Origin of the sequence: Labrenzia sp. R5_0 (assembly GCF_017743835.1) — a bacterium.
GTDB classification, from domain to species: Bacteria; Pseudomonadota; Alphaproteobacteria; order Rhizobiales; family Stappiaceae; genus Roseibium; species Roseibium algicola.
Window position 1 is genome coordinate 434,292 of record NZ_JAGHRK010000001.1, and the last position, 21,051, is coordinate 455,342.

Sequence of the window (21,051 nt, forward strand, 5' to 3'; positions counted from 1 at the left end):
CGGCGCGCCAGTGAAGAGAACGTCTTCGGAGTATAACGGATTGCAGGGAAGCATGCCGGAAACGGGCCACGATGGCGAAGAACTGTCGCAGGCGCTGGTCGTCGATGGCATCGGCAAGACCTATGGCCGCCGCCAGGTGGTGAAATATGTGAGCCTGTCCGTGAAGCCTGGCGAAGCCGTCGGCCTTTTGGGGCCGAACGGTGCCGGCAAGACCACGACCTTCTATATGATCACCGGGCTGATCCGGCCGGATCAGGGCAAGATCTCGCTGGAAGGCTTCGACATCACCCGCATGCCCATGTACCGGCGCGCCCGGCTCGGCATCGGCTATCTGCCCCAGGAAGCGTCCATCTTCCGTGGCCTGACGGTGGAAGAGAATATCCGCGCCGTTCTGGAAGTGATCGAGCCGAACCGGCAGAAACGCCGGGAGGAGCTAGATGAGCTGCTGGCTGAATTCGGCCTCACCCACTTGCGGAAATCGCCGAGTATCGCCCTTTCCGGTGGTGAACGTCGCCGCGTGGAAATTGCCCGCGCACTTGCAAGCCGTCCGTCCTTCATGCTGCTCGATGAACCTTTCGCAGGTATCGACCCCATCGCGGTAGGGGATATTCAGCAGCTCGTGCGTCACCTGACCCAGCGTGGCATTGGTGTTCTGATAACAGACCACAATGTTCGCGAGACACTCGGCCTCATCGACCGCGCCTACATCATCGCTTCGGGCGAAGTTCTGACAGAAGGGCTCCCCCAGGAAATTGTCACCAATCCGGATGTGCGCCGGCTTTATCTGGGTGAACAGTTTACGCTTTGATGACACGCCGCCAGCTACGTTATACACTCGGTCTGCAATCAAGAAGCAAAAAGCAGACCAACTTGAAATAACGCTTGCCTGGGAACTCAATGGCCATTTCAACCAAGCTGGAGATGCGACAAAGTCAGTCGCTGATCATGACGCCGCAACTGATGCAGGCGATCAAGCTGTTGCAAATGTCCAATCTCGATCTCGTTGCCTATGTCGAAGCCGAGTTGGAACGAAATCCGCTTCTGGAAAAGAACGAAATCGCCGAAGGTGGAGGTGAGGGGGATGGCGGCAGGGATGCCGCTGCAGACGCGTTCGGCGATGGCGCGGACAATCAGACCCGCCAGGGCGATGAGCCCGATACCGGCGACTGGATGCAGAACGATCTGGAAACCGGGTCGGAGGCCATTGCCTCACGCATGGATACCGATCTGGGCAACGTCTTTCCCGACGAGCCCGGCGTGCCTGCATCGCCGGACCCGGCTCTTCTGAAGGCCGGTGACAGTTACAAGAACGCCGGCAGCAGTGGTGCTTCTGAAGATTACAATCTGGAGGCCTTCGTTGCCGACGAAGCCTCTCTGGTCACGTCTCTTGAAGAACAGATGCATCTGGCGATCGGCGATGAAGCCGACAAGCTGATCGCGACCCACCTGATCAACTCGCTTGATGAAAACGGCTACCTTTACCTGGATTTCGATGAGACGGCGGAGCAGCTCGGGGTCGAAACCGAGCGGCTGGAAAGCGTTCTGGCCATCTTGCAAACCTTTGAGCCCGCAGGCGTGTTTGCGCGTAACCTGGCCGAATGCCTGAAGCTGCAGCTCATCGACAAGAACCGCTACGATCCGGCCATGGAAGCGCTGATCGACAATATTGAACTGCTGGCCAGACGTGATCTGCCGGGGCTTCGCAAGGTTTGTGGTGTCGATGATGAGGATCTGGTCGAGATGATTGCGGAAATCCGCGCACTCGATCCCAAGCCCGGCAGTCTCTTCGGATCGGCGCTGGTGCAGCCGGTGGTGCCGGATGTCTTCGTGCGCCCGGCCAACGACGGCACCTGGGCGATCGAGTTGAATTCGGACACCCTGCCGAAAGTGCTCGTCAATCAGACCTATTATGCCAAGGTCATCAAGACGGCCCGCAACGAGACGGAGAAGGAATATCTCACCGACTCGTTGCAGACGGCCAACTGGCTGGCCAAGAGCCTTGATCAGCGCGCCCGTACGATCCTCAAGGTATCGACGGAGATTGTCCGGCAGCAGGACGGGTTTCTCACCTACGGCATCGCCCATTTGCGTCCGCTCAACCTGAAGACCGTCGCGGAAGCGATCGGCATGCACGAATCGACAGTCAGCCGGGTGACCTCGAACAAATTCATGGCGACCCCGCGCGGCATCTACGAGCTCAAGTACTTCTTCTCGTCAGCCATCTCCGCAACGGTGGGCGGCGATGCCCATTCGGCGGAGTCGGTCCGGCACCGGATCAAGCAGATGATCGATGCCGAGGATCCGAAGTCGATCCTTTCGGACGATACGATTGTCAAAATTCTGAAGGACGACGGTGTCGATATTGCCCGCAGGACGGTCGCCAAATACCGCGAAGCCATGAAGATCGGTTCGTCCGTTCAGCGCCGGCGTGAAAAAAACGTGCGACTTTAAGTCCTGATGTGATCTGCCGTTAGTGCTCAATGGTGCAATATTTAAAATGTTTCAGAGATTTCCACTGAAACAATACAAGGCAATTACACGGCTCTTTTTCAACTTTGTTTCTTTAATTCATAATCAATTGACTCTTTGAGCGAGCGCAATTATAGCACCGCCCTCGTGACGTAAACAGGGGATGGCGCTTCGGCGCTGACTGGTCCATTCTGTAAGCTTGAAACGTCTCGCGTTTCAACACCGGCGGCAACGCCGGTGACCTATCGGTCAATAGAAAAAGAAGAGGTCCCCATGGCTTTGCGGATTTCGGGTAAGAATGTCGATGTAGGCGATGCACTGCGCGTCCACGTCACAGACCGAATCGAAGACGCTCTGGAAAAATATTTCACAGGCGGCTTCACAGGCCACGTTACGCTCAGCAGGGAGGGCACAGGCTTCAAGTCTGAATGCAGCCTGCATTTGGACACCGGTATTGTGCTTCAAGTGTCCGCGCAGGATCAGGACCCGCGCGCCAGTTTCGATATGGCTGCGGAAAAGATCGAAAAGCGGCTTCGCCGCTACAAGCGCAAGCTGAAGGACCATCATGGCCCCAACGGCCACGACCGGGAGGCTCTGGAAGCAGCATCTTATGTGCTGGCTTCGCCCGAGGAAGACGAGGAAGTGCCGGTGGATTTCAATCCGCTGGTGATTGCCGAAACTTCCGCGAAAGTTAAAACGATGACCGTCGGTATGGCGGTAATGGAGCTGGATCTGACCGAAGCGCCGGTCGTGTTGTTCAAAAACGCGGCAAATGGCGGTGTCAATGTTGTCTATCGCAGGCCAGACGGCAATATTGGCTGGATAGATCCAGCATTGGTAGCCAATCAGGCTGCCGAATAAGGATGCGGATGGGGTCGGCTTCCTCAGGGAAGCCGGCTTCTGAAACTTGTAGGCGGACTAATGGATCTTGGTGATCTTCTGGGTAAAGACGCGGTAATTGCCGGGCTCAAGGCCAAAAGCAAAAAACAGGCAATTCAGGAACTCGCCGGTAAGGCGTCTGAACTGACCGGTCTTTCCGAACGGGAAATCTTCGACACGCTTCTTCAGCGCGAACGTTTGGGCTCTACAGGTGTCGGTCACGGCATTGCGATCCCGCATGGCAAGCTGACACGGCTCGACCGTCTGGTAGGACTGTTCGCGAAGCTGGAAAAACCAGTCGATTTCGATGCTCTCGATGATGAGCCGGTTGACCTGGTGTTTCTGCTTCTGGCGCCGGAAGGCGCTGGTGCCGACCATTTGAAGGCTCTGGCCCGTATTGCACGCCAGCTCCGCGACGGCGCTGTCACCCAGGGCATTCGCGCGTCCCATGATGCGCAAGAGATCTACGATCTTCTGACCCAGCCGTTGGCATCTTCCAACGCGGCTTAATCCGTTTCAAAGTCTCTGATGCAAAAAGACCGGCTGCGAGGCCGGTCTTTTGGTTCGTGTGCGGCGCGTTCAGCCAGCAAGGAGGCTTTGGACGGTTCACCTGGTGTCACACAGCCCTCAATGGACTTGGCAGGTCCCAGTGCGTGAGCCTGATCCGTGTCAGGCCTTCGCCGGATTGGCATCGCCCTGAACGAGCCCTTGCTGCTGGACGGCGACCGCACCTTTGGTAAGCGCCGGCAGGTGAAGGTCTGCGAGCTCTGCAGGGGGATTGGTCTCTTCGGGAATACGCCACAGGGTCGAACGGATCGCGATCTGGCCAAGTGTTCTGGTCGAGGTTGTCACCGCGATGACAGCTGCCAGAAGTGGCCCGATGGCCACGGGAATGACCGGCCACACCAGATCGATAGGCTGGGTGGAAAGCCAGGCAAGACCTGCAAGTCCGAAGAGTGTCTGCGGCCAGAGCTTGCGGGCTGCCAGCAAGACCGGCAGTCGTTGGACACCACGTGCCTGCGCACCCCAGCCGATGGTTTTGCCGAACAGGAGCCCACCCATGAACAGTGAGTGCGCCACGGCCATGATCGGTGCCAGCATTGCCGAATAGACGATTTCCGCAAGAACGCTCACGACGACACGTATCGGCCCGCCGAAGGCCTTGCGAAGGTCCGGACGGGCAAGCACGTCGGCGACGGTTGCCAGTTTCGGCGCGAACACCATCGTCAGGACGGTGAAGAAGAGCAGGGCGCCAGTGTCAGGGCGATATGGCATGTAGTCGGTGACCATGCCGAGGATGGCGGCCGAAGTCATGAAGCCCAGCCACGCAGGAGAGCCGAGGAACATCAGGATAGCCAGCACCAGCTGCATCCGGCTAACGGGTTTGAGGCCAGGAAGCCCGATCAGCCGGCGGTATTGCAGGTTGCCCTGGCACCAGCGCAGGTCACGGCGGATAAACTCCAGCAGATGAGGCGGATTGGCTTCATAGCTGCCCGTTTCGAGCGGCAGTACGCGCACTTCGTAGCCGGCGCGGCGCATCAGGACGGCTTCCACCTGATCATGGGAAAGAATGGTTCCCGAAAGCGGGCCCTTCCCGGGCAGTTCCGGCAGACGGCAGCTTTCCTTGAACGGTTTGATCCGCAAGATGGCGTTGTGTCCCCAGTAGGGGCCGCAGTCACCCTGCCACCAGGCACTGCCGATGGTGTAGGAGCGCATGCCAAGCCGCATGCCGAACTGGAAGACGCGGGCAAAGGCGCTGTCTGTCGGAAGGCCAACCACAAGACTTTGCAGAATGCCGAGCTGGGGATTGGCTTCCATGCGCCGCACCAGTCCGACAATGGCGTCGGCCGACATGTAGCTGTCGGCATCCAGCACCAGTGCAAACTCGTGTCGATCGCCCCAACGTTCGCAGAAGTCTTCGATGTTGCCGGCCTTGAAACCGCGATTGTCCGTGCGCCGCCGATAGACCACCTCCATCTGGCCTTCGAAGCGATCTTTCAGCCGGGACGTCATCTGCTGCTCCTGAAGGGCAACGTCGTCCATATTGGTGTCGCTGAGCACATAAAGGGTGAACCGGTCGGCTTCGCCTGCGCGTATCAAGTGAGACACGATGGCGTTCAGATTGGTTTCCAGGCTTTCTGTATCTTCGTTGCGGACACAGGACAGCAGCGCTGTCGAACTTCGCAGCGGCTGAGTAGGGTCGCCGTGCTCGATCGGGCAGACTGCATCAGCAGGGTTTCTGGAAAGCCGCATGATGAGGAGGCCGATCACCGCATTCCAGAAACCTATGATGGTCCAGGGCAGGGTGATCATGAAGCAGACAAGAATGAAAAGGTCGAGCGCCGTATATCCACCAGGAGAAAGCGTCAGCGTCATCAAGGTGGCAAGGCCGGCAAAACTGAGCCCGATAAGGGCCGCGAACGTCAAACGCCGTGCGGTCATAGGAGCAATTGATCCATTGAATTTTGGCATGTCAAAGACCCGAAACATTTTTTTGACTTCCAATCGGAGCGATCATCGCAATAGTGCGCATGTCAAAATGTCCTAACGTTGACAAAGGCAAGGGTTGATGACCGCAGAGGATAAAGGATGACCGCAGACGTACCGGTGACGCGCGACACAGGTAAACCGCAGGCGCTGTGGTACACCGAGCCCGGTCGATGCGGACTGGAGACTGTTTCCTTGAATGAGATGCAAACCGGCGAAGTGCTGGTCGAAACGCTCTTTAGCGGGATAAGCCGGGGAACGGAAGGCCTTGTCTTTCGCGGCGACGTTCCGTCGAGTGAATGGCAGCGCATGCGGGCGCCGCATCAAGAGGGAGATTTCCCGTTTCCGGTTAAATACGGATATGCAAACGTCGGCAGGGTCATAGCAGGAGACCCGGATCTCAACGGCTGTCTTGTGTTTTCTCTCTTCCCTCATCAAAGCGTCTTTACGCTCCCCTCCATGTCGTGCGTGCCGGTTCCCCAGGGCGTTTCCGCCGAAAGAGCCGTCCTGGCGGCCAACATGGAAACGGCACTTAATGCGTTATGGGACGGAAAACCATCACCGGGGGATCACATCTGCGTGGTCGGCGGTGGTGTCGTCGGTCTCTTGACCGCATACGTTGCCGGACGGTTACCCGGATCAAAAGTAACTGTCGTGGATACAAACCCTGACCGAGCGGAAGTTGCCATCGGGCTGGGTCTGGAATTTGCACTGCCGGAAGATGCGCCGGCTAACCAGGATCTGGTGTTTCACACAAGCGCCACGTCGGCGGGACTGGCAACGGCGCTTGCCTGTGCCGGCGACGGTACGTCCATCGTCGAGCTGAGCTGGTACGGCGCGCATGCGGTCACGGCTCCGCTGGGAGCAGACTTTCACTGCCGCCGCCTGAAGCTTGTTTCCAGTCAGGTTGGAACGATCCCGATCGAACGGCAGGCCCGCTGGACTTACCGCCGCAGGCTGGAAACGGCTCTTGGCCTCCTGGCCGATCCTGCCCTCGACCGTCTCATCACCCACAAGGTGGCGTTTGCCGAGCTTCCGGATCGTCTTCCCGATTTGTTGAACAAGGCGTCAGATGTGCTTGCCGCCCTCGTCGTATATGACGGAACCAACCAAGCCGTCGTTTGAAAAGCTCTCAATTTTCCTCATGATTTCAGGATGATAAGATGTTTGCAGTTGAAGTACGCGATCACGTCATGATTGCCCACTCCTTCAAGGGAGAACTGTTCGGTCCGGCCCAGGCATTGCACGGCGCCACGTTTGTCATCGATGCCGCGTTTCTGGCCGACAGTCTTGACGCCAATGGCGTGGTGATCGACATCGGCCGGGCGCATGAAGCGTTGAAGGAGGTCCTGCAGCCTCTGAATTACAAGAACCTCGACGAGGTGCCGGAATTTGCGGGCATCAACACTACGACCGAGTTTCTGACAAAGCACATCCATGATCACCTGGCCAAGGCTGCCAGAGCGGACAAGCTCGGACGTCCGGGATCTGAACTGAAGGCGATCCGCGTGACGATTTCCGAATCCCACGTCGCGCGCGCCTGGTACGAAGCCGGGATCTGACAGCTCATGCCCGCGCTTGTCTTTGCCTATCCCGGAGATTTCAACACACCGACCGGCGGTTACGGTTACGATCGCAGGATCGTCGCCGGTCTGCGCACGCTAGGCTGGGAAGTTGATCTGGTTTCGCTTGGGGACGGCTTTCCGTTTCCCACCAAAGAAACGCTTCGGCAAGCCGAAGCCCGGCTGTCGTCGGTGCCGGAAGGGGCGCTTGTTGTCGTCGACGGTCTCGCACTTGGTGTAATGGCGGGAGCCATGGAAAGACTGCAGGACCGGATCACTCTCATTGCGCTTGTGCACCACCCGCTCTGTGTCGAAAACGGTTTGTCGAAGGAACAGGCTGAAGCTCTTTTCCAGAGCGAAAACAAAGTGCTGGCTTTTGCCCGTCATGTCATCGTGACCAGTCCCGCAACAGGCACCCAGGTTGAAGAGCTTTTCGGCATTTCTTCGGACCGCATCACCGCCGTTCTGCCCGGCACGGAAAAGCCTGAGCCGTATGAACGACCACAGAACGACGTCACGAGGCTGTTGTCGGTCGGCACCTTGCTGCCACGCAAGGGCTACGATCTCTTGCTGACCGCCCTTGCAAGCCTCAAGGAGTTGCGCTGGCATCTGGATATCGTCGGCGGTCTTGAGGCGGATCCTGAATGTTACCAGGCGCTCTTAGGTCAGGCGCGTGAGCTGGAACTTCTCGACAGGATTACCTTTCACGGGGCTGTTCCGGCGCAAGACCTTGGCGACTTTTATCGCTCGGCAGAGGTATTCGTGCTCGCAAGCCGGTATGAGGGCTACGGTATGGCTTATACCGAAGCGCTTGCCCACGGTTTGCCGGTAATCGGTAGCGGTGGCGGCGCGGTGAAGGAAACACTTCCGGAGAAAGCTGCCCTCTACTGCGGCGTCGAGGATGTCGATGCTTTGCGTGACGCGCTCGAAACACTCATCTCCGACCGCGAGAAACGTGCGGGATTGAGCACTGAAGCCAGAAAGGCCGCTGAACTCTTGCCGGACTGGACGGATGCGGCACGGAAGTTTGCAGACCTGTTGCAGGATAATGGCCGATGAGTGGTTTTTCACCAGCATGGCTTGCCTTGCGCGAACCGGTCGATCTGGCGGCTCGCAATGAAGAAGTGGAAACCGCATTCTTTGCGGCTCTCGGCAGTCAGCCGATGCGCATAATGGATCTCGCAAGTGGAGCAGGCTCGACTGTCTCGGCTCTTGCTCGGCATCGAAGCACTTCGATCGAATGGCTTTTGACCGACTACGATCCGGCTCTGTTGGAAGTTGCCGGGCAGCGTTGGCAGGACAGGGTAACAACGCGGCAGATCGACCTTGCGAGCGATCTGGAGGAGCTGCCGTTTGCCGAGGTCGACGCGGTGACTACATCCGCTTTTCTGGACTTGGTCGCAGAGCCGTTTCTTGTCCGGTTGGTCGATCAGGTCGCGAAGGCGCGAAAACCGTTTCTGGCAAGCCTGACCTACGATGGCCGCGCGCTTTTCACCCCGCAACTTTCCCTTGATGCCGCGTTGTTGGCCGCACACAACACGCATCAGCTGTCTGACAAGGGGTTCGGTCCGGCCCTCGGTCCGGCCGCTGCCATGCGTGCCATCGAACTGTTTCGGGATCGAGGCTACAAGGTGGTGCAGGGCCGGTCTGACTGGCAGGCAGACAGTTCGTCAGCGGATTTCCTGAAAGAGCTTCTCGGCGGCTGGTGCAACATCGGCAGGGAAGTTGCGCTGGACGAGGCGGAACTGGCGCAATGGTGGTCGCTGCGGCAGGAACACATCACTTCCGGTCAACTCACTCTCAGCGTCGGTCACGTCGATTTCACTGCCTTGCCGTAAGACACAGGTATCCGGCTTCCTCCCGGGACTTGTTGAAACCAGGTGGGCTGCCTAAACTGTGTGCAGGCAGGAGAGGAGAGGTGCGATATGGGCGCAAGTGATGAACGCTATAGCCCGATTGCCCGGTTGATCCATTGGCTGACCGCCATTCTGGTGCTGACAATGGTGCCTGCCGGCCTTGTCATGATCCGGATCGACAGCGGCCCCTTGCAGAACCAGCTGTTCGACTACCATCGCTCGGTCGGCATCGTGTTGATGATATTGACCCTGATACGTCTCGGTTACCGGCTGACCCACAAACCCGCCCCCTTGCCGGAAAGCATGCCGCTCTGGCAGCAATTTGCCGCCAAGGCTACCCATGCCTTTCTGTACGGGTTTCTGCTGGTCAATCCCTTCATCGGGTGGGTGGCTACCTCCGCCTACGGTGCGGCAATCTCGGTCTTCGGCCTGTTCACCATGCCGGCGATTGTCGCCAAGGACCGTGCGTTGGCAGACCAGCTTTTTCAGATTCATCTTGTGCTCGGGCTGCTCTTCACTGCCGCCGTGGTGCTGCATATTGCCGCCGCGCTTTATCACGGTCTTGTGCGCAAGGACGGTGTTCTCGGTAGAATGATTTAAGTTTTTGGAACGAATACTCTGCGGTAATGTTGAGTGTCTTGAAAGATTTTTTATGATTGAGGAAGTGTTAACTTAACAAATTTTAATAGTTCCTGTTTTGTAATTTTTTACCATGCCCTTTAATTACAGTTTATCGTTTTTTGGCCTAAATGACGTCTCGGAACCCAAGGACCGGTTCAAGTGTAACCGTTAGAAAATGGTAAGGACTAAAATGAAACAGACCATTCGGACCCTGCTGGCAAAACACGGCAATCTGCCGGTTTCTATCGACGACGTCGCGGACGGTGCTGACCTCTACGATGCCGGTCTGTCTTCGTTTGCATCCGTCCAGGTGATGCTGGCGCTCGAGGAAGAATTCGATATCGAATTTCCGGAGCATTTGCTGAACCGCAAGTCTTTCTCCTCCATTGATGCGATCGACGCAGCTCTTACCGAAATCCTGAAAGAGCAGGCTGCGTAATCCATGACCGCCGCAGCCAAGATCACTGCCATGGGGTTGGCAGATCGCGCCAAGCGGGCCGCCAAGGTCGCTTCCGAGTTTGCCGACAAGGTTGATGTGGAAGGCCGCTTTCCTGTTGAAGGCATGAACGCCCTGAAAGCGGAACGCCTGATGGGTGTCATGATCCGTCCGGAATTCGGCGGGGAAGGCGCAACGCTGACCGAGATTGCTGATGTTTGCGCAATTCTTGGACAAGCCTGCGCGGCCACCGCGATGACTTATGCCATGCACCAGATCCAGATTGCCAGCCTGGCGGATTACGCGGTGGGCAGTGCCTGGCACGAAGGTTTCCAGAAGCGGATCTGCGATGAGCAGCTTCTGATCGCCTCTGCAACCAGTGAGGCGGGCATCGGCGGCAACTTGCGCAATTCGATCTGTGCGGTCGAGGTCGAGGGCGACATCGTGCGCCTGACCAAGGATGCGACCGTGATTTCCTACGGCGCCAATGCGGACGCCATCATGGTGACCTCCCGCCGGCATGTCGACGCGGCTCATTCCGACCAGGTTGCGACCATTTTCCTGAAGGATCAGTACACGCTTGAGCAGACCAGCAAATGGGATACGCTCGGCATGCGTGGAACCTGCTCCGACGGCTATATTTTCAAGGCGGAAGCTCCGGCCGAGCAGATCCTGCCGCGCCCGTTTGCGGAGATTGCCGCCCAATCCATGCTGGCCGTTTCCCATCTTCTTTGGGGCGCACTCTGGTATGGCATCGCTGCTGATGCGGTTGCCCGAGGGCAGGCATTCGTGAAGAACGCTGCGCGCAAGGCTCCCGGCCAGGTTCCTCCGGGAGCACTACGTCTGGCGGAGGCGTCAAGCCTGCTGCAGCTGGTCAAGGCCAACGTCGTTGCCGGCCTGAAACAGTTCGAAGGCTGCAAGGGCGACAGTGATGCGCTCAATGCCATGAGCTTCTCCGTTGCCATGAACAACGTGAAGATCGGCACGTCACAGACGATCCTGACAATCATCAACCACTGCATGCTGATCTGCGGGATCGCAGGCTACAAGAACGGTACGCCGTTCAGCCTCGGACGCCACCTGCGTGACGCCCATTCGGCGCAGCTGATGATTTCCAACGACCGTATTCTGGGCAACACGTCCACGATGCTCCTGGTCAACAAACAAGACACCAGTCTTTTGGGGTAATGATGGACGCGCAAGTCTCTTTTCTGGATCAGCTCTTTGCCAAAGGCGTCCTGCATGACAGCGGCGTCGACGGCCTTTATGCCCGCAGCGGCGAATTTGAAGACGTTATTGCCCGTTTCGAAAAATTTGCCCTCACCTACGGTCAGGACGAGATCTCCGAAGCAATGGTGTTCCCGCCGGGAATGACCATGCAGGATTTCGAAACCAGCGGTTACATGAAGAACTTCCCGCAGTTGGCAGGAACAGTGCATGCCTTTTGCGGCAACGACCATGACCACATGGGGCTGTTGCAATGCATGGCCGCTGGCGACGACTGGTCCAAGGATCAGAAACCGACCCAGGTGGCTCTGACGCCCGCTGCCTGCTATCCGCTATATCCGATCCTCTCGCGCCGTGGTGCATTACCGGCCGAGGGAGCCTACGTCGCGCTGCAGTCCTATTGCTTCCGCCACGAGCCTTCCAAGGATCCGGCTCGGATGCAGATGTTTCGCCAGCGTGAATACGTGCGTGTCGGTTCTGCCGAACAGACCATGGATTTTCGCGAGACCTGGAAACAGCGCGGCGCGGACATGATGGAGCGGCTGCAGCTCCCGCATAACGTTGATGTCGCCAACGATCCCTTCTTCGGCCGAGCTGGCAAGATCATGGCGTCCGGCCAGCGTGAGCAGGAATTGAAGTTCGAAATGCTTGTGCCGATCACGTCGGAAGAAAAACCGACGGCCTGCATGAGCTTCAATTACCACATGGACAATTTCGGCAAGGCCTGGAACATCCGTCAGGCTGATGGAACGCCTGCCCACACCGCCTGTGTCGGCTTCGGTCTGGAACGACTGGCGCTGGCGCTCTTCCGCCATCATGGTTTCGACACGTCCAAATGGCCTGAAGGCGTCCGTGCCGCGCTTTGGGGATGAGGGGACGCAACATGACGCAAGCCGTGTTTGACCGCTTCAATGCGGCGACCTACGTGCGTAGTCCGCTCCATTCCCAGGACCGGGATTGGCCCGAAACCAATTGCTATCTTGATGTCTGGATCGAGGTATTGCCGTCGCTTGGTCTGCCGGTGGAGGCTTGTCTGTCCTATTCGGTCACCCAGGATTTTGAAGGGGACCAGTTCACCTTCTTCAAGGTGCCGCTGGAGGATCTGGAAGCGCTTTATGGTCTCAAGGTCACGGAACTTGCGATCTACGACCGGGTGGAAGCCCACGTCCGGCAACAGATCGAACGGGGCCGCCTGTCACTGGTCGAAGTCGACAGCTATTTCCTGCCGGACACACACGGTGTCGGTTATCACGAGGCCCACGGCAAGACCACGATCGCAGTCAACTGGATGGATTTTGAAGCCAGGACCATGGAATATTTCCATGGTCTGGGCCTGCACCGGCTGGAAGGTGACGATTTCGACGGAGTGTTCCAGCGCGGCGCACATGAAAAGCCGACGCCGTTCCTGCCATACACGGAATTCGTGAAGGTTCCGGACACACTGCCAACGCCGGCTCACATCCTGAACGTTTCGGAAGGTCTTCTGCGCCATCACCTGAAGCGCCGCCCAAAGCAGAACCCGATTGCTGCCTTTGCACAGGTGTTCCCGGCACAGGTGGAAAAGATCTGCGAACGCGAGTTCGGCTTCTTCCACTTGTATGCCTTCAACACGCTGCGCCAGCTCGGTGCGAATTTCGAGCTGTTTTCGTCTTATCTCGAATGGCTGGTTGCGGCAGGCAGGGACGATCTGACCGAGGGTGTGCAAATGGCCAAGACCATTTCCTCCACCTGCAAGATGGTGCAGTTCAAACTGGCACGCGCCGTCATGCGCAAGAAGTTTCAGGGGCTGGACGAAGGTTTGCTGCCAGCGATCAACGCCTGGGACAACTTGATGCAACTTCTCGACACCCACTACGGTGATCAGGAAACACGTTTTACTCCCGTAGTCAGCGCTGCCGGGGCTTGAATGATCGACCTGGGTGAAGTGACCTGGGCGCTGTCAATGACAGAGCCCGGTGCCTTTGAAACACCGCTTTCGACGGGGCACCAGTGGGATTTCGTTCCGGCACACGTTCCGGGAACCGTCGCCAGTGCTCTGACGGATGCAGGACTTTACGACCCGGAAAATCCCGTTCCCCTTCATGGCAAAGACGTCTGGTATGAAGCCTGGTTCGACGCCCCGCCGGGCCGATATCGCTTGCACCTGGAGGGGTTGGCGACCATTGCCGAGGTTTACCTGAACGACGTTGAGGTGCTGTCCAGCCGGAACATGTTCCGCAAATACAGTGTTCCCGTGGAACTGGCCGATCGCAACGTTCTGAAAATCTGCTTTCGCGCGCTAGAGCCGCACTTGAACGCAAAAGGGCCGCGCGCCCGGTGGAAGCCTCAGTTGGCAACCAGCCAGGGGCTGAGGCTCGTGCGGACGACGCTTCTCGGTCACATGCCCGGTTGGTGCCCGGAAATCCATGCGGTTGGCCCATACCGCCCAATCAGGCTCGAACCTCAGACGCCGCCGCGTATTGTTGAAAAGCATATTCTTGCGGACCTGGCCCCTGATGGCACAGCCGCGCTGTCAGTTACGGTCAGGCTGGAAAATACGGATGCCGTTCCGGTGCTGACTTGCGCGGGAGCATCGGCGAAGATGAGCCTTCAGGACGACGGTTGCTATGCGGCGACCCTCCGTCCTGAGGGCGCCAAGCCCTGGATGCCGCACACGCACGGCGAGCCTGCTCTTTACGACGTAACCGTTCAGGCCGCTGACAATATTCTTTCACTGGGCAAGACAGGCTTCCGCCGGATCGAGGTGGACCACGGTGCCGATGGACGCGGCTTCGGACTGAAGATCAACGGTGTGCCGGTCTTCTGCCGGGGCGCCGTCTGGACCAATGCGGATCTATTGAACCTGTCGTCCAGCCGCGAAGCCTATCGCCCGCTGTTGGAAAAAGCCCGGGACGCAGGCATGAACATGCTGCGCATCGGTGGGACGATGCTTTACGAGAGCCGCGCCTTCCTTGAGCTATGTGACGAATTGGGTCTGCTGGTCTGGCAGGACTTTCAGTTCGCCAACTACGATTACCCCGTGAAGGATGCCGCCTTCGTCGCGGAGATCGAAGCGGAACTGCGCGATCAGCTGGATGAAAGCATGGGCAGCCCTTCACTTGCCGTTCTGTGCGGTGGTAGCGAGATCTACCAGCAGGGCGCCATGATGGGGCTTTCCGAGGATCGCTGGAAGGGGCCGCTGTGCGAGGAGATCTTGCCGGCTATTGCCACAGAGCTGCGGCCGGATGTGCCCTATGCAGCAAATTCGCCATGCGGCGGGGTCTTGCCGTTCTCCCCCAACGAAGGCATCGCCCACTATTACGGCGTTGGGGCATATCTGCGGCCTCTGGAAGACGCAAGGCGGGCTGACGTCCGCTTTGCAGGTGAGTGCCTCGCGTTTTCCAACATTCCCGTCCAGCAAAGCCTGGAAGAAGGATTGCCGGTGAAACCGGGGCATGATCCACGCTGGAAGGCACGGGTACCGCGGGACCGCGGCGCCGGCTGGGACTTCGAGGATGTGCGCGATCACTATCTGAAGCTGCTCTATGATGTCGATCCGGCCGCGCTTCGCTACGGCGATCCGGACAGATATCTCGACCTCGGACGGGCGGTCACCGGTGAGGTCATGTTCGAGACCTTTTCCGAATGGCGACGGCCCGGGTCCAATTGCCAGGGCGCACTGGTCTGGACCCTTTCCGACCTCTCGATTGGTGCCGGGTGGGGACTTGTTGATGCAGCCGGACGTCCCAAACCCGCGTGGTATGCCCTCAAGCGCGCATTCAGGCCGGTAATTGCCTGTGTCACCGACGAAGGCACGAACGGCCTTGCCATTCACGTCCTTAACGAAAGGGCAGAGGAAAAGCCGGTCAGGATCAGCATTGCCTGCCTGAGGGATGGCCAGGTGCCGGTGGTTTCAGGAGACAAGGAGCTGTTGTTGGCGCCGAACAGTGCGCAGACGCTCAATGCAGTGGACCTGATCGGAGCCTTCTTCGACGTCACCTACGCCTATCGTTTCGGCCCGCCCTCGCATGATGTAACCGTCGTACGTCTGTTCGATACGCAAACCGGAAAACTCATTTCCGAGGCGCATCATTTCCCTCTCGGCCGAGCACTGCATCGCCATTTCGATGCGCCCGAGGTGAGTGTGGAACAGGACGAGGCCGGCAGTTGGTCACTGATGATCCGTGCCAAACGCTTCCTGCAATCGACAGTCGTTGCCATTCCCGGATTTAAGACGGAGGACAACTGGTTCCATCTGGCTCCGGGCGAGGCGAAGTGCATTCAACTGCAACAAACGCCAGACGAAGAACGCGATGATCAGGCAGCCCCCAAAGGGCAACTTACGGCCTTGAACTTCGCCGGGCGCGTGCCCTTCTGACGCCTTTCTGGAAGCGACGGATCAGCCTGCGGTTTCATCTGGTTCGGGCGCAGGTGCCTTTGTCCAGAAAATGAAGAACCAGGTGCCCGCGGTCAAAGCAATCTGGACGCCAAAGCGGAAAAGCGCTGCGCCGGCCAAGCCTCCCAACGCAGCGCCAAGGCTGACGATGGGTATCAGCAGGAGGCTGGTGCTGATAAGCAGCGCCATCCGCACGCGTTGACGACCGGTGGCTCGCAAGATGTCCGCCCCTACACCGGAAAGCCCCATAAGGAGCGGATAAAACGCAAGGCACATAACGACTGTCGGTGTTTCTGCGAAATCTTCACCCAGAACAAGGGGAATGAAACCGGCGATCAGCAACAGGAAAACTGCGACCGGCAGGGCGAGGAATACCGTCACCGGCAACAGCTTGACGCCGAAAGCAAGGCTGCTTGCCTGCCCATCTTGTGCCTGGCGAAAATGGCGGGTGTAGGTTGCATAGAGAAACGCTCTGACGGGCGCTGAGGCTGCGTCGATGATGCGGAACCCGGCTGCGTACTGCCCGCCTGCATCTGCGCTCAAAGTGTGAACGACCACCGGCTTGTCCAGATCCTTCATGCCGCCGATGGCAAAAAACTCGATGCAATAGAGAAGGCTGAGTTTCAGGTCGTCCCGGATCAGGGTGAAGGTCGGCCGGCCGAGATCACGCAGAACAAGCCAGCAAGCCGCAAGAGCAGACAGAATTCCGGCGGCGAAATACCACCACGCCCATTCCTGTAGCGTGAGACTTCCGGGGAGAAGCGTGGCAACGAACAGGAAAGCGAGTTTCAACGAAGCAGCCAGAACATTGATGACAATCTGTTTTCTGGCCCGGTCGAAGGCCATGTAGGATTGCGCGGACAAGATCACCAGTTTTGTGAGGAGCAGATCCGAAACAGTGACAATCGCGATAGTCGATAGCGGAACGGTATCGCCGATGAGGACGTACAACAAAGCGATTGTCCCGGGCAGGACAAACGGAAAGGTAAGTCCCATCATGATCAGGGAATGCCCGAGGTATCTGTCGAAAGACTGAGGCTCAACCGCGACCCGCTGGAGGAGAAGGTATTCACTGCCCAACCCGACCAGGAAACCGGCCATGATCGAGACACTGACGATGGTGATGAACAGACCGTAGTCTGCTGCCCCCAAGGCGCGCGAAATAAACAGGAAAAAGACGAGCTGAATGACGAGCAAGAGACCAAAATTGATCGTGTAGGAAATTGTATTGGCAACAAGCGGGCGTCGTGAGAGGCCAAGGGCCTTGTCATAAAGCGCGCGAAATTTTCTCGATGCCGAACTGGAATTCATTGACACGAAATTGCCTCGAGGCGTGGGCCGTTGATCGAAAAAAGCGGGATCCGTGGCCGCTGGCCTTGGACCGCAGGAGCGGATTTTGTGTATCTGCCCCCCGGATAAGTCACAACAGAAACTAGGTGCCAAACCTGACTGCGCCGTTAATAGGCAGGCAACGCGAACCTGCACAAACTATTTTAACTTCCCTGCGTCAAGGATCTGGCGTCCTGTTCGAAAAGGCGGAGAAAAAATGCTGGCAAAAACGCAGGTTCTCACTTTCCACGGTATTGGTGTACCAGCGGTGCCTGTTTCGCCGGAAGAGAGCCATTACTTCGTCCCGATAGAGACTTACCAGCGCACAATTGAACGCCTTCCTGCACTTGAGCAGAAACACGGAGCGAAGCTGGAAATCACCTTTGATGACGGCAACCTGTCTGACTACGAGGTTGGGTTGCCAGCCCTTGTGGAGGCGGGTCGGCCAGGTCGTTTTTTCGTTCTGGCTGCACGTATCGGGGCAAAGGGCTATCTGACCGCGGAACAGATGCGGGAGATTGTTTCGTCGGGATCGGTCATCGGCAGCCACGGCCACGACCATGTCGACTGGCGCAAGCTGGATGCCGCCGGCTTTCAACGGGAGCTTTATGACGCTCGAAAGAAAATCGAGGATGCGGTAGGGGCTGCTGTCACAGAAGCGGCGATCCCGTTCGGTGCTCTGGACGCGAACGTTTTGCATCGTCTCAAGGAAGCCGGGTACCGGCGGGTCTTCACAAGCACACCGGGACTTGCCTATCAGACGGCATGGTTCTGTCCGCGCTTTTCGCCTGCAAATGGCTTCGACCCGGATCGTGACATCCCGCCGATGTTTTCGGCCAAGAAGCGCCTGAAAAGCTCCCTCTATGCCTTCGCACGGCGCGCGAAATTCCGCATTTGAAGGCATGTCCGAGGCGTAGGCGCCAACTGGTTCAATCCGGTTTTCTGTAGAGCTCTGCAAGGGGCAGGTTGAATACAGCGCGCAGCTTGCCTGTATTGAGCGCAAGTTTTTGCCGCATCCGGAAAGAACGTCCCCTGTCGAGAAGCCGGAATGCGAGCGCTAAAACACCGGCAACGGCACATTTTGCCAGTGCTCCAAATGCGAAAAAAACGTGCCAGAAAGGGTCTGGATGCCGGGCGAGGCGCATCTGGCCATAGGATTGGCCTGACCGTGTCGCGCGGCTGAGAATGAACTTCGACGACAATCGGTCTTGGGGAACATGTTCGTGCGCGATCGCATCGTCCGTGGCAAAGATACGTGCCCCGCGTTCGGCTGCTTGAGCAAAGAAGATGGTGTCTTCGCCGCCTGTCCGGCCATAGGCTTCATCAAACCTCAGTTCCAGCGCACGAACAAAACCAACCCGCACCAGCGTGTTGCCGCCCCGGCCGGTGTAAAGCCGTTTTCCCCGGTGCCCCCAGTCGGTGTAGAGCGGGTTCGCACGCCGCATCCACTCGGGCGTATTGTCCGGATAGCGTGGTTTTACCGGGCCGATCACGACGTCTGCGTTGAAGTCTTTCTGGCAGGCGAAGAGTTTTTCCAGCCAATCTCTCTCCACCCATTCGTCGTCATCGACAAATATCAGCCAGTCGCCATCAGCTGCGTCGAGCAATGCGTTGCGGGCTGAAGAGATATTACCGCTCGCCACGGCAAGACAGGTCACGTCCAGCGACTTGATGGGATGACCGGCAACGAGTTTGGTCGCCGCACCGGATTTGGAATCGTCGGCCACCAGCACGTTGAGCTCCATCCCGACCGGTTTGGTCACCGCCGCCAGGGAACGTAACGTATCGAGCAAGGTTTCACGGCCAATGCTCGCTATGGCGACGGAAACTTTTTCCATTCAGACTGGGCTCCGAAGCAGAGTTGGAAGCAATCAACAGGATGTGAGACGATCTTTTAATGCACCAGAAGTTCCTGCAGCATTATTAAACAATGGCTTAGAAAAAAGGCGCAAGATGCCCCGGAATTTGGAAGGACCGCCTTTCACCCGCCATGAAGCTGGAGCTCGCACGTGATATGAACCGGCAAGGTTTTGATACCTCCTCTGCTACACCTGTTGCCGGAACGTCTGCTGTGGCCTTGCCGATCTCGTTCGATGGGCTTGCTGGTTATTTTCATCAAGCTGCGGGAGGAACAGCAATCCTGCTGTTGAGTCCCTGGGGGTATGAAGAGCTGTGTTCCCGGAAAAGCTACAGGATGCTCGGCGAAAAATTCGCTGCATCCGGGTACCCATGTCTGCGGTTCGACTATCCGGCAACCGCGAATTCACACGGGGACAGCGCGGATATTCAGGACAAGTCGGCATGGCAGGCTTCCGTTCGAACAGCCCTTTCCGAACTCAAGAGATTGGCAAACCCGGATCGGGTTGTCGTGGTCGGACAGGGGATAGGTGCAAGTCTCGCAAGCAACCTGGCAGCAGACGGAGAGATTGCAGGACAAGTGCTACTGGCGCCAGTTGCCCAGGGACGAGCTTATCTGCGGGAACTCGCAGCCTGGACTGCGTTGACGCAGCCGACGTTCCTGGTCAGTGCGTCGGATGGTCCCGAGGGCGGGTTGATGGCTGGCGGTTTCGTGCTCTCGGCCGCAACAGCCGACGAAATCAAATCACTCAATCTCTACAAGACGGAATTGCCCTCCGGATTGAAGACATTGCTTGTTCAAAGGGCCGACCATCCGGGCGATCAGAAACTTGCAGATCACTACGCCGAAAACGGTTTGCAGTTCGAGAGCCTGTCGTTTGAGGGGTACGTCGACTATGTGTCCGACCCGACCCTGTCCGTCCCCCCGGTTCAAACGCTGGATCGGATTGTAGCCTGGGTGAAGGCCAATTTCCCGGCAGAGCAATTGGAGACTGCAGTTCTTGCCGAAATCTCTGCCGTGTCGGAGCCATTGCCAGATGTCGAGGAGGAGGCGCTGCGTTTCGGGCCCGACAAAATGTTCTTCGGCGTGCTCGCGAGCCCCCGTGGCAAATGTGCGGAAACGGCGGTGATCATGCTCAATTCCGGATATGACCATTCCATTGGCTGGGCACGCATGTCGGTCGGCTTTGCTAGGTCTCTTGCGGAAAGCGGCTGCGCGGTTCTGCGCACGGATCTGGCTGGTATCGGTGAGAGCTGTTATTGGCCGGATCAGCCGTCCCAGGTTCTTTATTCTGACAGGCAACTGGAGGATGTCAGAGCCGCCGTCGGGTTTATCAAGGAACGGACCGGGGTGAAAAACGTTATCCTGTTCGGCCGTTGCAGCGGTGCCTATCTCGCCCTTCTGGCGGCTGCAGACGATGACCGCGTCAATGCGGCCTTTCTGGTGAACTCACGCAAACTGGTCTGGGATCCGGACGAAAACGTGGATAAGGCTATCCGTGAGCCGATACAGACGCTGTCCAGTTATGGACGCAAGGCGGTCGATGCAGAGACCCTGAAACGGGTTCTGTCAGGGGAAATCAATCTGGTTTCCGCTCTGAAAAAGGTAACCCGGCCCGTGAAGTTGAAGGTGGACCGAACCCTGGCACCTGTTCTAGGCAATCTGTCACGCCATTACCGGCTCTTCAAGGTCCTGACCGGTCGCCTTCAGAAACTCGAGCAGCGTGATGTCCCAGTGTCTCTCGTCTATAGCGACAACGACCGGGGGCTTCTTGAGTTACACAACTGGTTCGGCGTCGACCGGCATGGATTGAAAGCCTATCCGAACATCGAGATGCACGGCCTGCAGGATGCGGATCATAACCTGACACCTATCGCCGCCCGTCAACAGATGTTCGCCCTGTTGACCGAATTTGTTGCGAAAGTCTCCGCTTCAAGATCTTGTAAGTGATG

General features: G+C 57.9%; 19 protein-coding genes. 16 read left to right on the top strand and 3 right to left on the bottom strand.

Annotation, left to right across the window (positions count from 1 at the left end):
• The first annotated feature begins 52 nt into the window (after nucleotides 1–52).
• The 4 genes from lptB (at nucleotide 53) to ptsN (ending at nucleotide 3,858) form a co-directional block, all read left to right on the top strand.
• Complete coding sequence (gene lptB, locus J7447_RS02000; RefSeq protein WP_023001648.1) at nucleotides 53–808, top strand: LPS export ABC transporter ATP-binding protein; 756 nt, start codon at nucleotides 53–55, stop codon at nucleotides 806–808.
• A gap of 89 nt (nucleotides 809–897) precedes the next feature.
• Nucleotides 898–2,451 (top strand): RNA polymerase factor sigma-54, encoded by a 1,554-nt coding sequence (gene rpoN, locus J7447_RS02005; protein WP_209168576.1) that lies wholly within the window; start codon nucleotides 898–900, stop codon nucleotides 2,449–2,451.
• 291 nt (nucleotides 2,452–2,742) lie between these two features.
• Nucleotides 2,743–3,330, top strand: coding sequence for a ribosome-associated translation inhibitor RaiA (raiA, locus tag J7447_RS02010; protein ID WP_023001646.1), 588 nt, complete (start codon nucleotides 2,743–2,745; stop codon nucleotides 3,328–3,330).
• A gap of 60 nt (nucleotides 3,331–3,390) precedes the next feature.
• Complete coding sequence (gene ptsN / locus J7447_RS02015; protein ID WP_023001645.1) at nucleotides 3,391–3,858, top strand: PTS IIA-like nitrogen regulatory protein PtsN; 468 nt, start codon at nucleotides 3,391–3,393, stop codon at nucleotides 3,856–3,858.
• Between the two features lie 159 nt (nucleotides 3,859–4,017).
• Here the strand turns inward: ptsN and mdoH are convergent, their stop codons facing one another.
• Nucleotides 4,018–5,790, bottom strand: coding sequence for a glucans biosynthesis glucosyltransferase MdoH (mdoH, locus tag J7447_RS02020; RefSeq protein ID WP_209168577.1), 1,773 nt, complete (start codon nucleotides 5,788–5,790; stop codon nucleotides 4,018–4,020).
• 147 nt (nucleotides 5,791–5,937) lie between these two features.
• Between mdoH and J7447_RS02025 the strand changes: the two genes are divergently transcribed.
• The 10 genes from J7447_RS02025 (at nucleotide 5,938) to J7447_RS02070 (ending at nucleotide 15,894) form a co-directional block, all read left to right on the top strand.
• Nucleotides 5,938–6,960 carry a zinc-binding alcohol dehydrogenase gene (locus J7447_RS02025; protein ID WP_209168578.1) on the top strand — a complete coding sequence of 341 codons (1,023 nt, stop codon included), beginning with the start codon at nucleotides 5,938–5,940 and terminating at the stop codon, nucleotides 6,958–6,960.
• A 38-nt stretch (nucleotides 6,961–6,998) separates the two neighbouring features.
• Nucleotides 6,999–7,397 (top strand): 6-carboxytetrahydropterin synthase, encoded by a 399-nt coding sequence (locus J7447_RS02030; RefSeq protein ID WP_023001642.1) that lies wholly within the window; start codon nucleotides 6,999–7,001, stop codon nucleotides 7,395–7,397.
• A gap of 6 nt (nucleotides 7,398–7,403) precedes the next feature.
• Nucleotides 7,404–8,456 carry a glycosyltransferase family 4 protein gene (locus J7447_RS02035; protein WP_209168579.1) on the top strand — a complete coding sequence of 351 codons (1,053 nt, stop codon included), beginning with the start codon at nucleotides 7,404–7,406 and terminating at the stop codon, nucleotides 8,454–8,456.
• A complete protein-coding gene (locus J7447_RS02040) occupies nucleotides 8,453–9,235 on the top strand; it encodes a class I SAM-dependent methyltransferase (RefSeq protein WP_209168580.1) in 783 nt (260 codons plus the stop codon). The genes J7447_RS02035 and J7447_RS02040 overlap by 4 nt, the downstream gene beginning before the upstream one ends.
• Before the next feature lie 87 nt (nucleotides 9,236–9,322).
• Nucleotides 9,323–9,853 carry a cytochrome b gene (locus tag J7447_RS02045; protein ID WP_209168581.1) on the top strand — a complete coding sequence of 177 codons (531 nt, stop codon included), beginning with the start codon at nucleotides 9,323–9,325 and terminating at the stop codon, nucleotides 9,851–9,853.
• A 211-nt stretch (nucleotides 9,854–10,064) separates the two neighbouring features.
• Nucleotides 10,065–10,313, top strand: a complete 249-nt coding sequence (locus tag J7447_RS02050) for an acyl carrier protein (protein ID WP_006933785.1) — start codon at nucleotides 10,065–10,067, stop codon at nucleotides 10,311–10,313.
• A gap of 3 nt (nucleotides 10,314–10,316) precedes the next feature.
• Nucleotides 10,317–11,498 carry an acyl-CoA dehydrogenase family protein gene (locus tag J7447_RS02055; protein ID WP_209168582.1) on the top strand — a complete coding sequence of 394 codons (1,182 nt, stop codon included), beginning with the start codon at nucleotides 10,317–10,319 and terminating at the stop codon, nucleotides 11,496–11,498.
• Between the two features lie 2 nt (nucleotides 11,499–11,500).
• Nucleotides 11,501–12,409 (top strand): amino acid--[acyl-carrier-protein] ligase, encoded by a 909-nt coding sequence (locus J7447_RS02060; protein ID WP_209169360.1) that lies wholly within the window; start codon nucleotides 11,501–11,503, stop codon nucleotides 12,407–12,409.
• A gap of 11 nt (nucleotides 12,410–12,420) precedes the next feature.
• Nucleotides 12,421–13,443, top strand: a complete 1,023-nt coding sequence (locus J7447_RS02065; protein WP_209168583.1) for a DUF1839 family protein — start codon at nucleotides 12,421–12,423, stop codon at nucleotides 13,441–13,443.
• Nucleotides 13,444–15,894 carry a glycoside hydrolase family 2 protein gene (locus tag J7447_RS02070; protein ID WP_209168584.1) on the top strand — a complete coding sequence of 817 codons (2,451 nt, stop codon included), beginning with the start codon at nucleotides 13,444–13,446 and terminating at the stop codon, nucleotides 15,892–15,894.
• Nucleotides 15,895–15,915: 21 nt separating this feature from the next.
• On the opposite strand, the gene J7447_RS02075 is transcribed toward J7447_RS02070, so the two are convergent.
• A complete protein-coding gene (locus tag J7447_RS02075) occupies nucleotides 15,916–17,223 on the bottom strand; it encodes an oligosaccharide flippase family protein (RefSeq protein ID WP_209168585.1) in 1,308 nt (435 codons plus the stop codon).
• A gap of 235 nt (nucleotides 17,224–17,458) precedes the next feature.
• Between J7447_RS02075 and J7447_RS02080 the strand changes: the two genes are divergently transcribed.
• Entirely contained in the window at nucleotides 17,459–18,139 is a 681-nt protein-coding gene (locus J7447_RS02080; RefSeq protein ID WP_209168586.1) for a polysaccharide deacetylase family protein, read from the top strand.
• Nucleotides 18,140–18,170: 31 nt separating this feature from the next.
• Here the strand turns inward: J7447_RS02080 and J7447_RS02085 are convergent, their stop codons facing one another.
• Nucleotides 18,171–19,079, bottom strand: coding sequence for a glycosyltransferase family 2 protein (locus tag J7447_RS02085; protein ID WP_209168587.1), 909 nt, complete (start codon nucleotides 19,077–19,079; stop codon nucleotides 18,171–18,173).
• Nucleotides 19,080–19,435: 356 nt separating this feature from the next.
• Between J7447_RS02085 and J7447_RS02090 the strand changes: the two genes are divergently transcribed.
• Nucleotides 19,436–21,049 carry an alpha/beta hydrolase gene (locus tag J7447_RS02090; RefSeq protein ID WP_209168588.1) on the top strand — a complete coding sequence of 538 codons (1,614 nt, stop codon included), beginning with the start codon at nucleotides 19,436–19,438 and terminating at the stop codon, nucleotides 21,047–21,049.
• Nucleotides 21,050–21,051 lie beyond the last annotated feature (2 nt).

Bases quoted from the DNA above. Each gene is read 5' to 3' on its own strand.
- lptB (WP_023001648.1), top strand. From the start codon at position 53: ATGCCGGAAACGGGCCACGATGGCGAAGAACTGTCGCAGGCGCTGGTC.
- rpoN (WP_209168576.1), top strand. From the start codon at position 898: ATGGCCATTTCAACCAAGCTGGAGATGCGACAAAGTCAGTCGCTGATC.
- raiA (WP_023001646.1), top strand. From the start codon at position 2,743: ATGGCTTTGCGGATTTCGGGTAAGAATGTCGATGTAGGCGATGCACTG.
- ptsN (WP_023001645.1), top strand. From the start codon at position 3,391: ATGGATCTTGGTGATCTTCTGGGTAAAGACGCGGTAATTGCCGGGCTC.
- mdoH (WP_209168577.1), bottom strand. From the start codon at position 5,790: ATGACCGCACGGCGTTTGACGTTCGCGGCCCTTATCGGGCTCAGTTTT.
- J7447_RS02025 (WP_209168578.1), top strand. From the start codon at position 5,938: ATGACCGCAGACGTACCGGTGACGCGCGACACAGGTAAACCGCAGGCG.
- J7447_RS02030 (WP_023001642.1), top strand. From the start codon at position 6,999: ATGTTTGCAGTTGAAGTACGCGATCACGTCATGATTGCCCACTCCTTC.
- J7447_RS02035 (WP_209168579.1), top strand. From the start codon at position 7,404: ATGCCCGCGCTTGTCTTTGCCTATCCCGGAGATTTCAACACACCGACC.
- J7447_RS02040 (WP_209168580.1), top strand. From the start codon at position 8,453: ATGAGTGGTTTTTCACCAGCATGGCTTGCCTTGCGCGAACCGGTCGAT.
- J7447_RS02045 (WP_209168581.1), top strand. From the start codon at position 9,323: ATGGGCGCAAGTGATGAACGCTATAGCCCGATTGCCCGGTTGATCCAT.
- J7447_RS02050 (WP_006933785.1), top strand. From the start codon at position 10,065: ATGAAACAGACCATTCGGACCCTGCTGGCAAAACACGGCAATCTGCCG.
- J7447_RS02055 (WP_209168582.1), top strand. From the start codon at position 10,317: ATGACCGCCGCAGCCAAGATCACTGCCATGGGGTTGGCAGATCGCGCC.
- J7447_RS02060 (WP_209169360.1), top strand. From the start codon at position 11,501: ATGGACGCGCAAGTCTCTTTTCTGGATCAGCTCTTTGCCAAAGGCGTC.
- J7447_RS02065 (WP_209168583.1), top strand. From the start codon at position 12,421: ATGACGCAAGCCGTGTTTGACCGCTTCAATGCGGCGACCTACGTGCGT.
- J7447_RS02070 (WP_209168584.1), top strand. From the start codon at position 13,444: ATGATCGACCTGGGTGAAGTGACCTGGGCGCTGTCAATGACAGAGCCC.
- J7447_RS02075 (WP_209168585.1), bottom strand. From the start codon at position 17,223: ATGAATTCCAGTTCGGCATCGAGAAAATTTCGCGCGCTTTATGACAAG.
- J7447_RS02080 (WP_209168586.1), top strand. From the start codon at position 17,459: ATGCTGGCAAAAACGCAGGTTCTCACTTTCCACGGTATTGGTGTACCA.
- J7447_RS02085 (WP_209168587.1), bottom strand. From the start codon at position 19,079: ATGGAAAAAGTTTCCGTCGCCATAGCGAGCATTGGCCGTGAAACCTTG.
- J7447_RS02090 (WP_209168588.1), top strand. From the start codon at position 19,436: ATGCTCGGCGAAAAATTCGCTGCATCCGGGTACCCATGTCTGCGGTTC.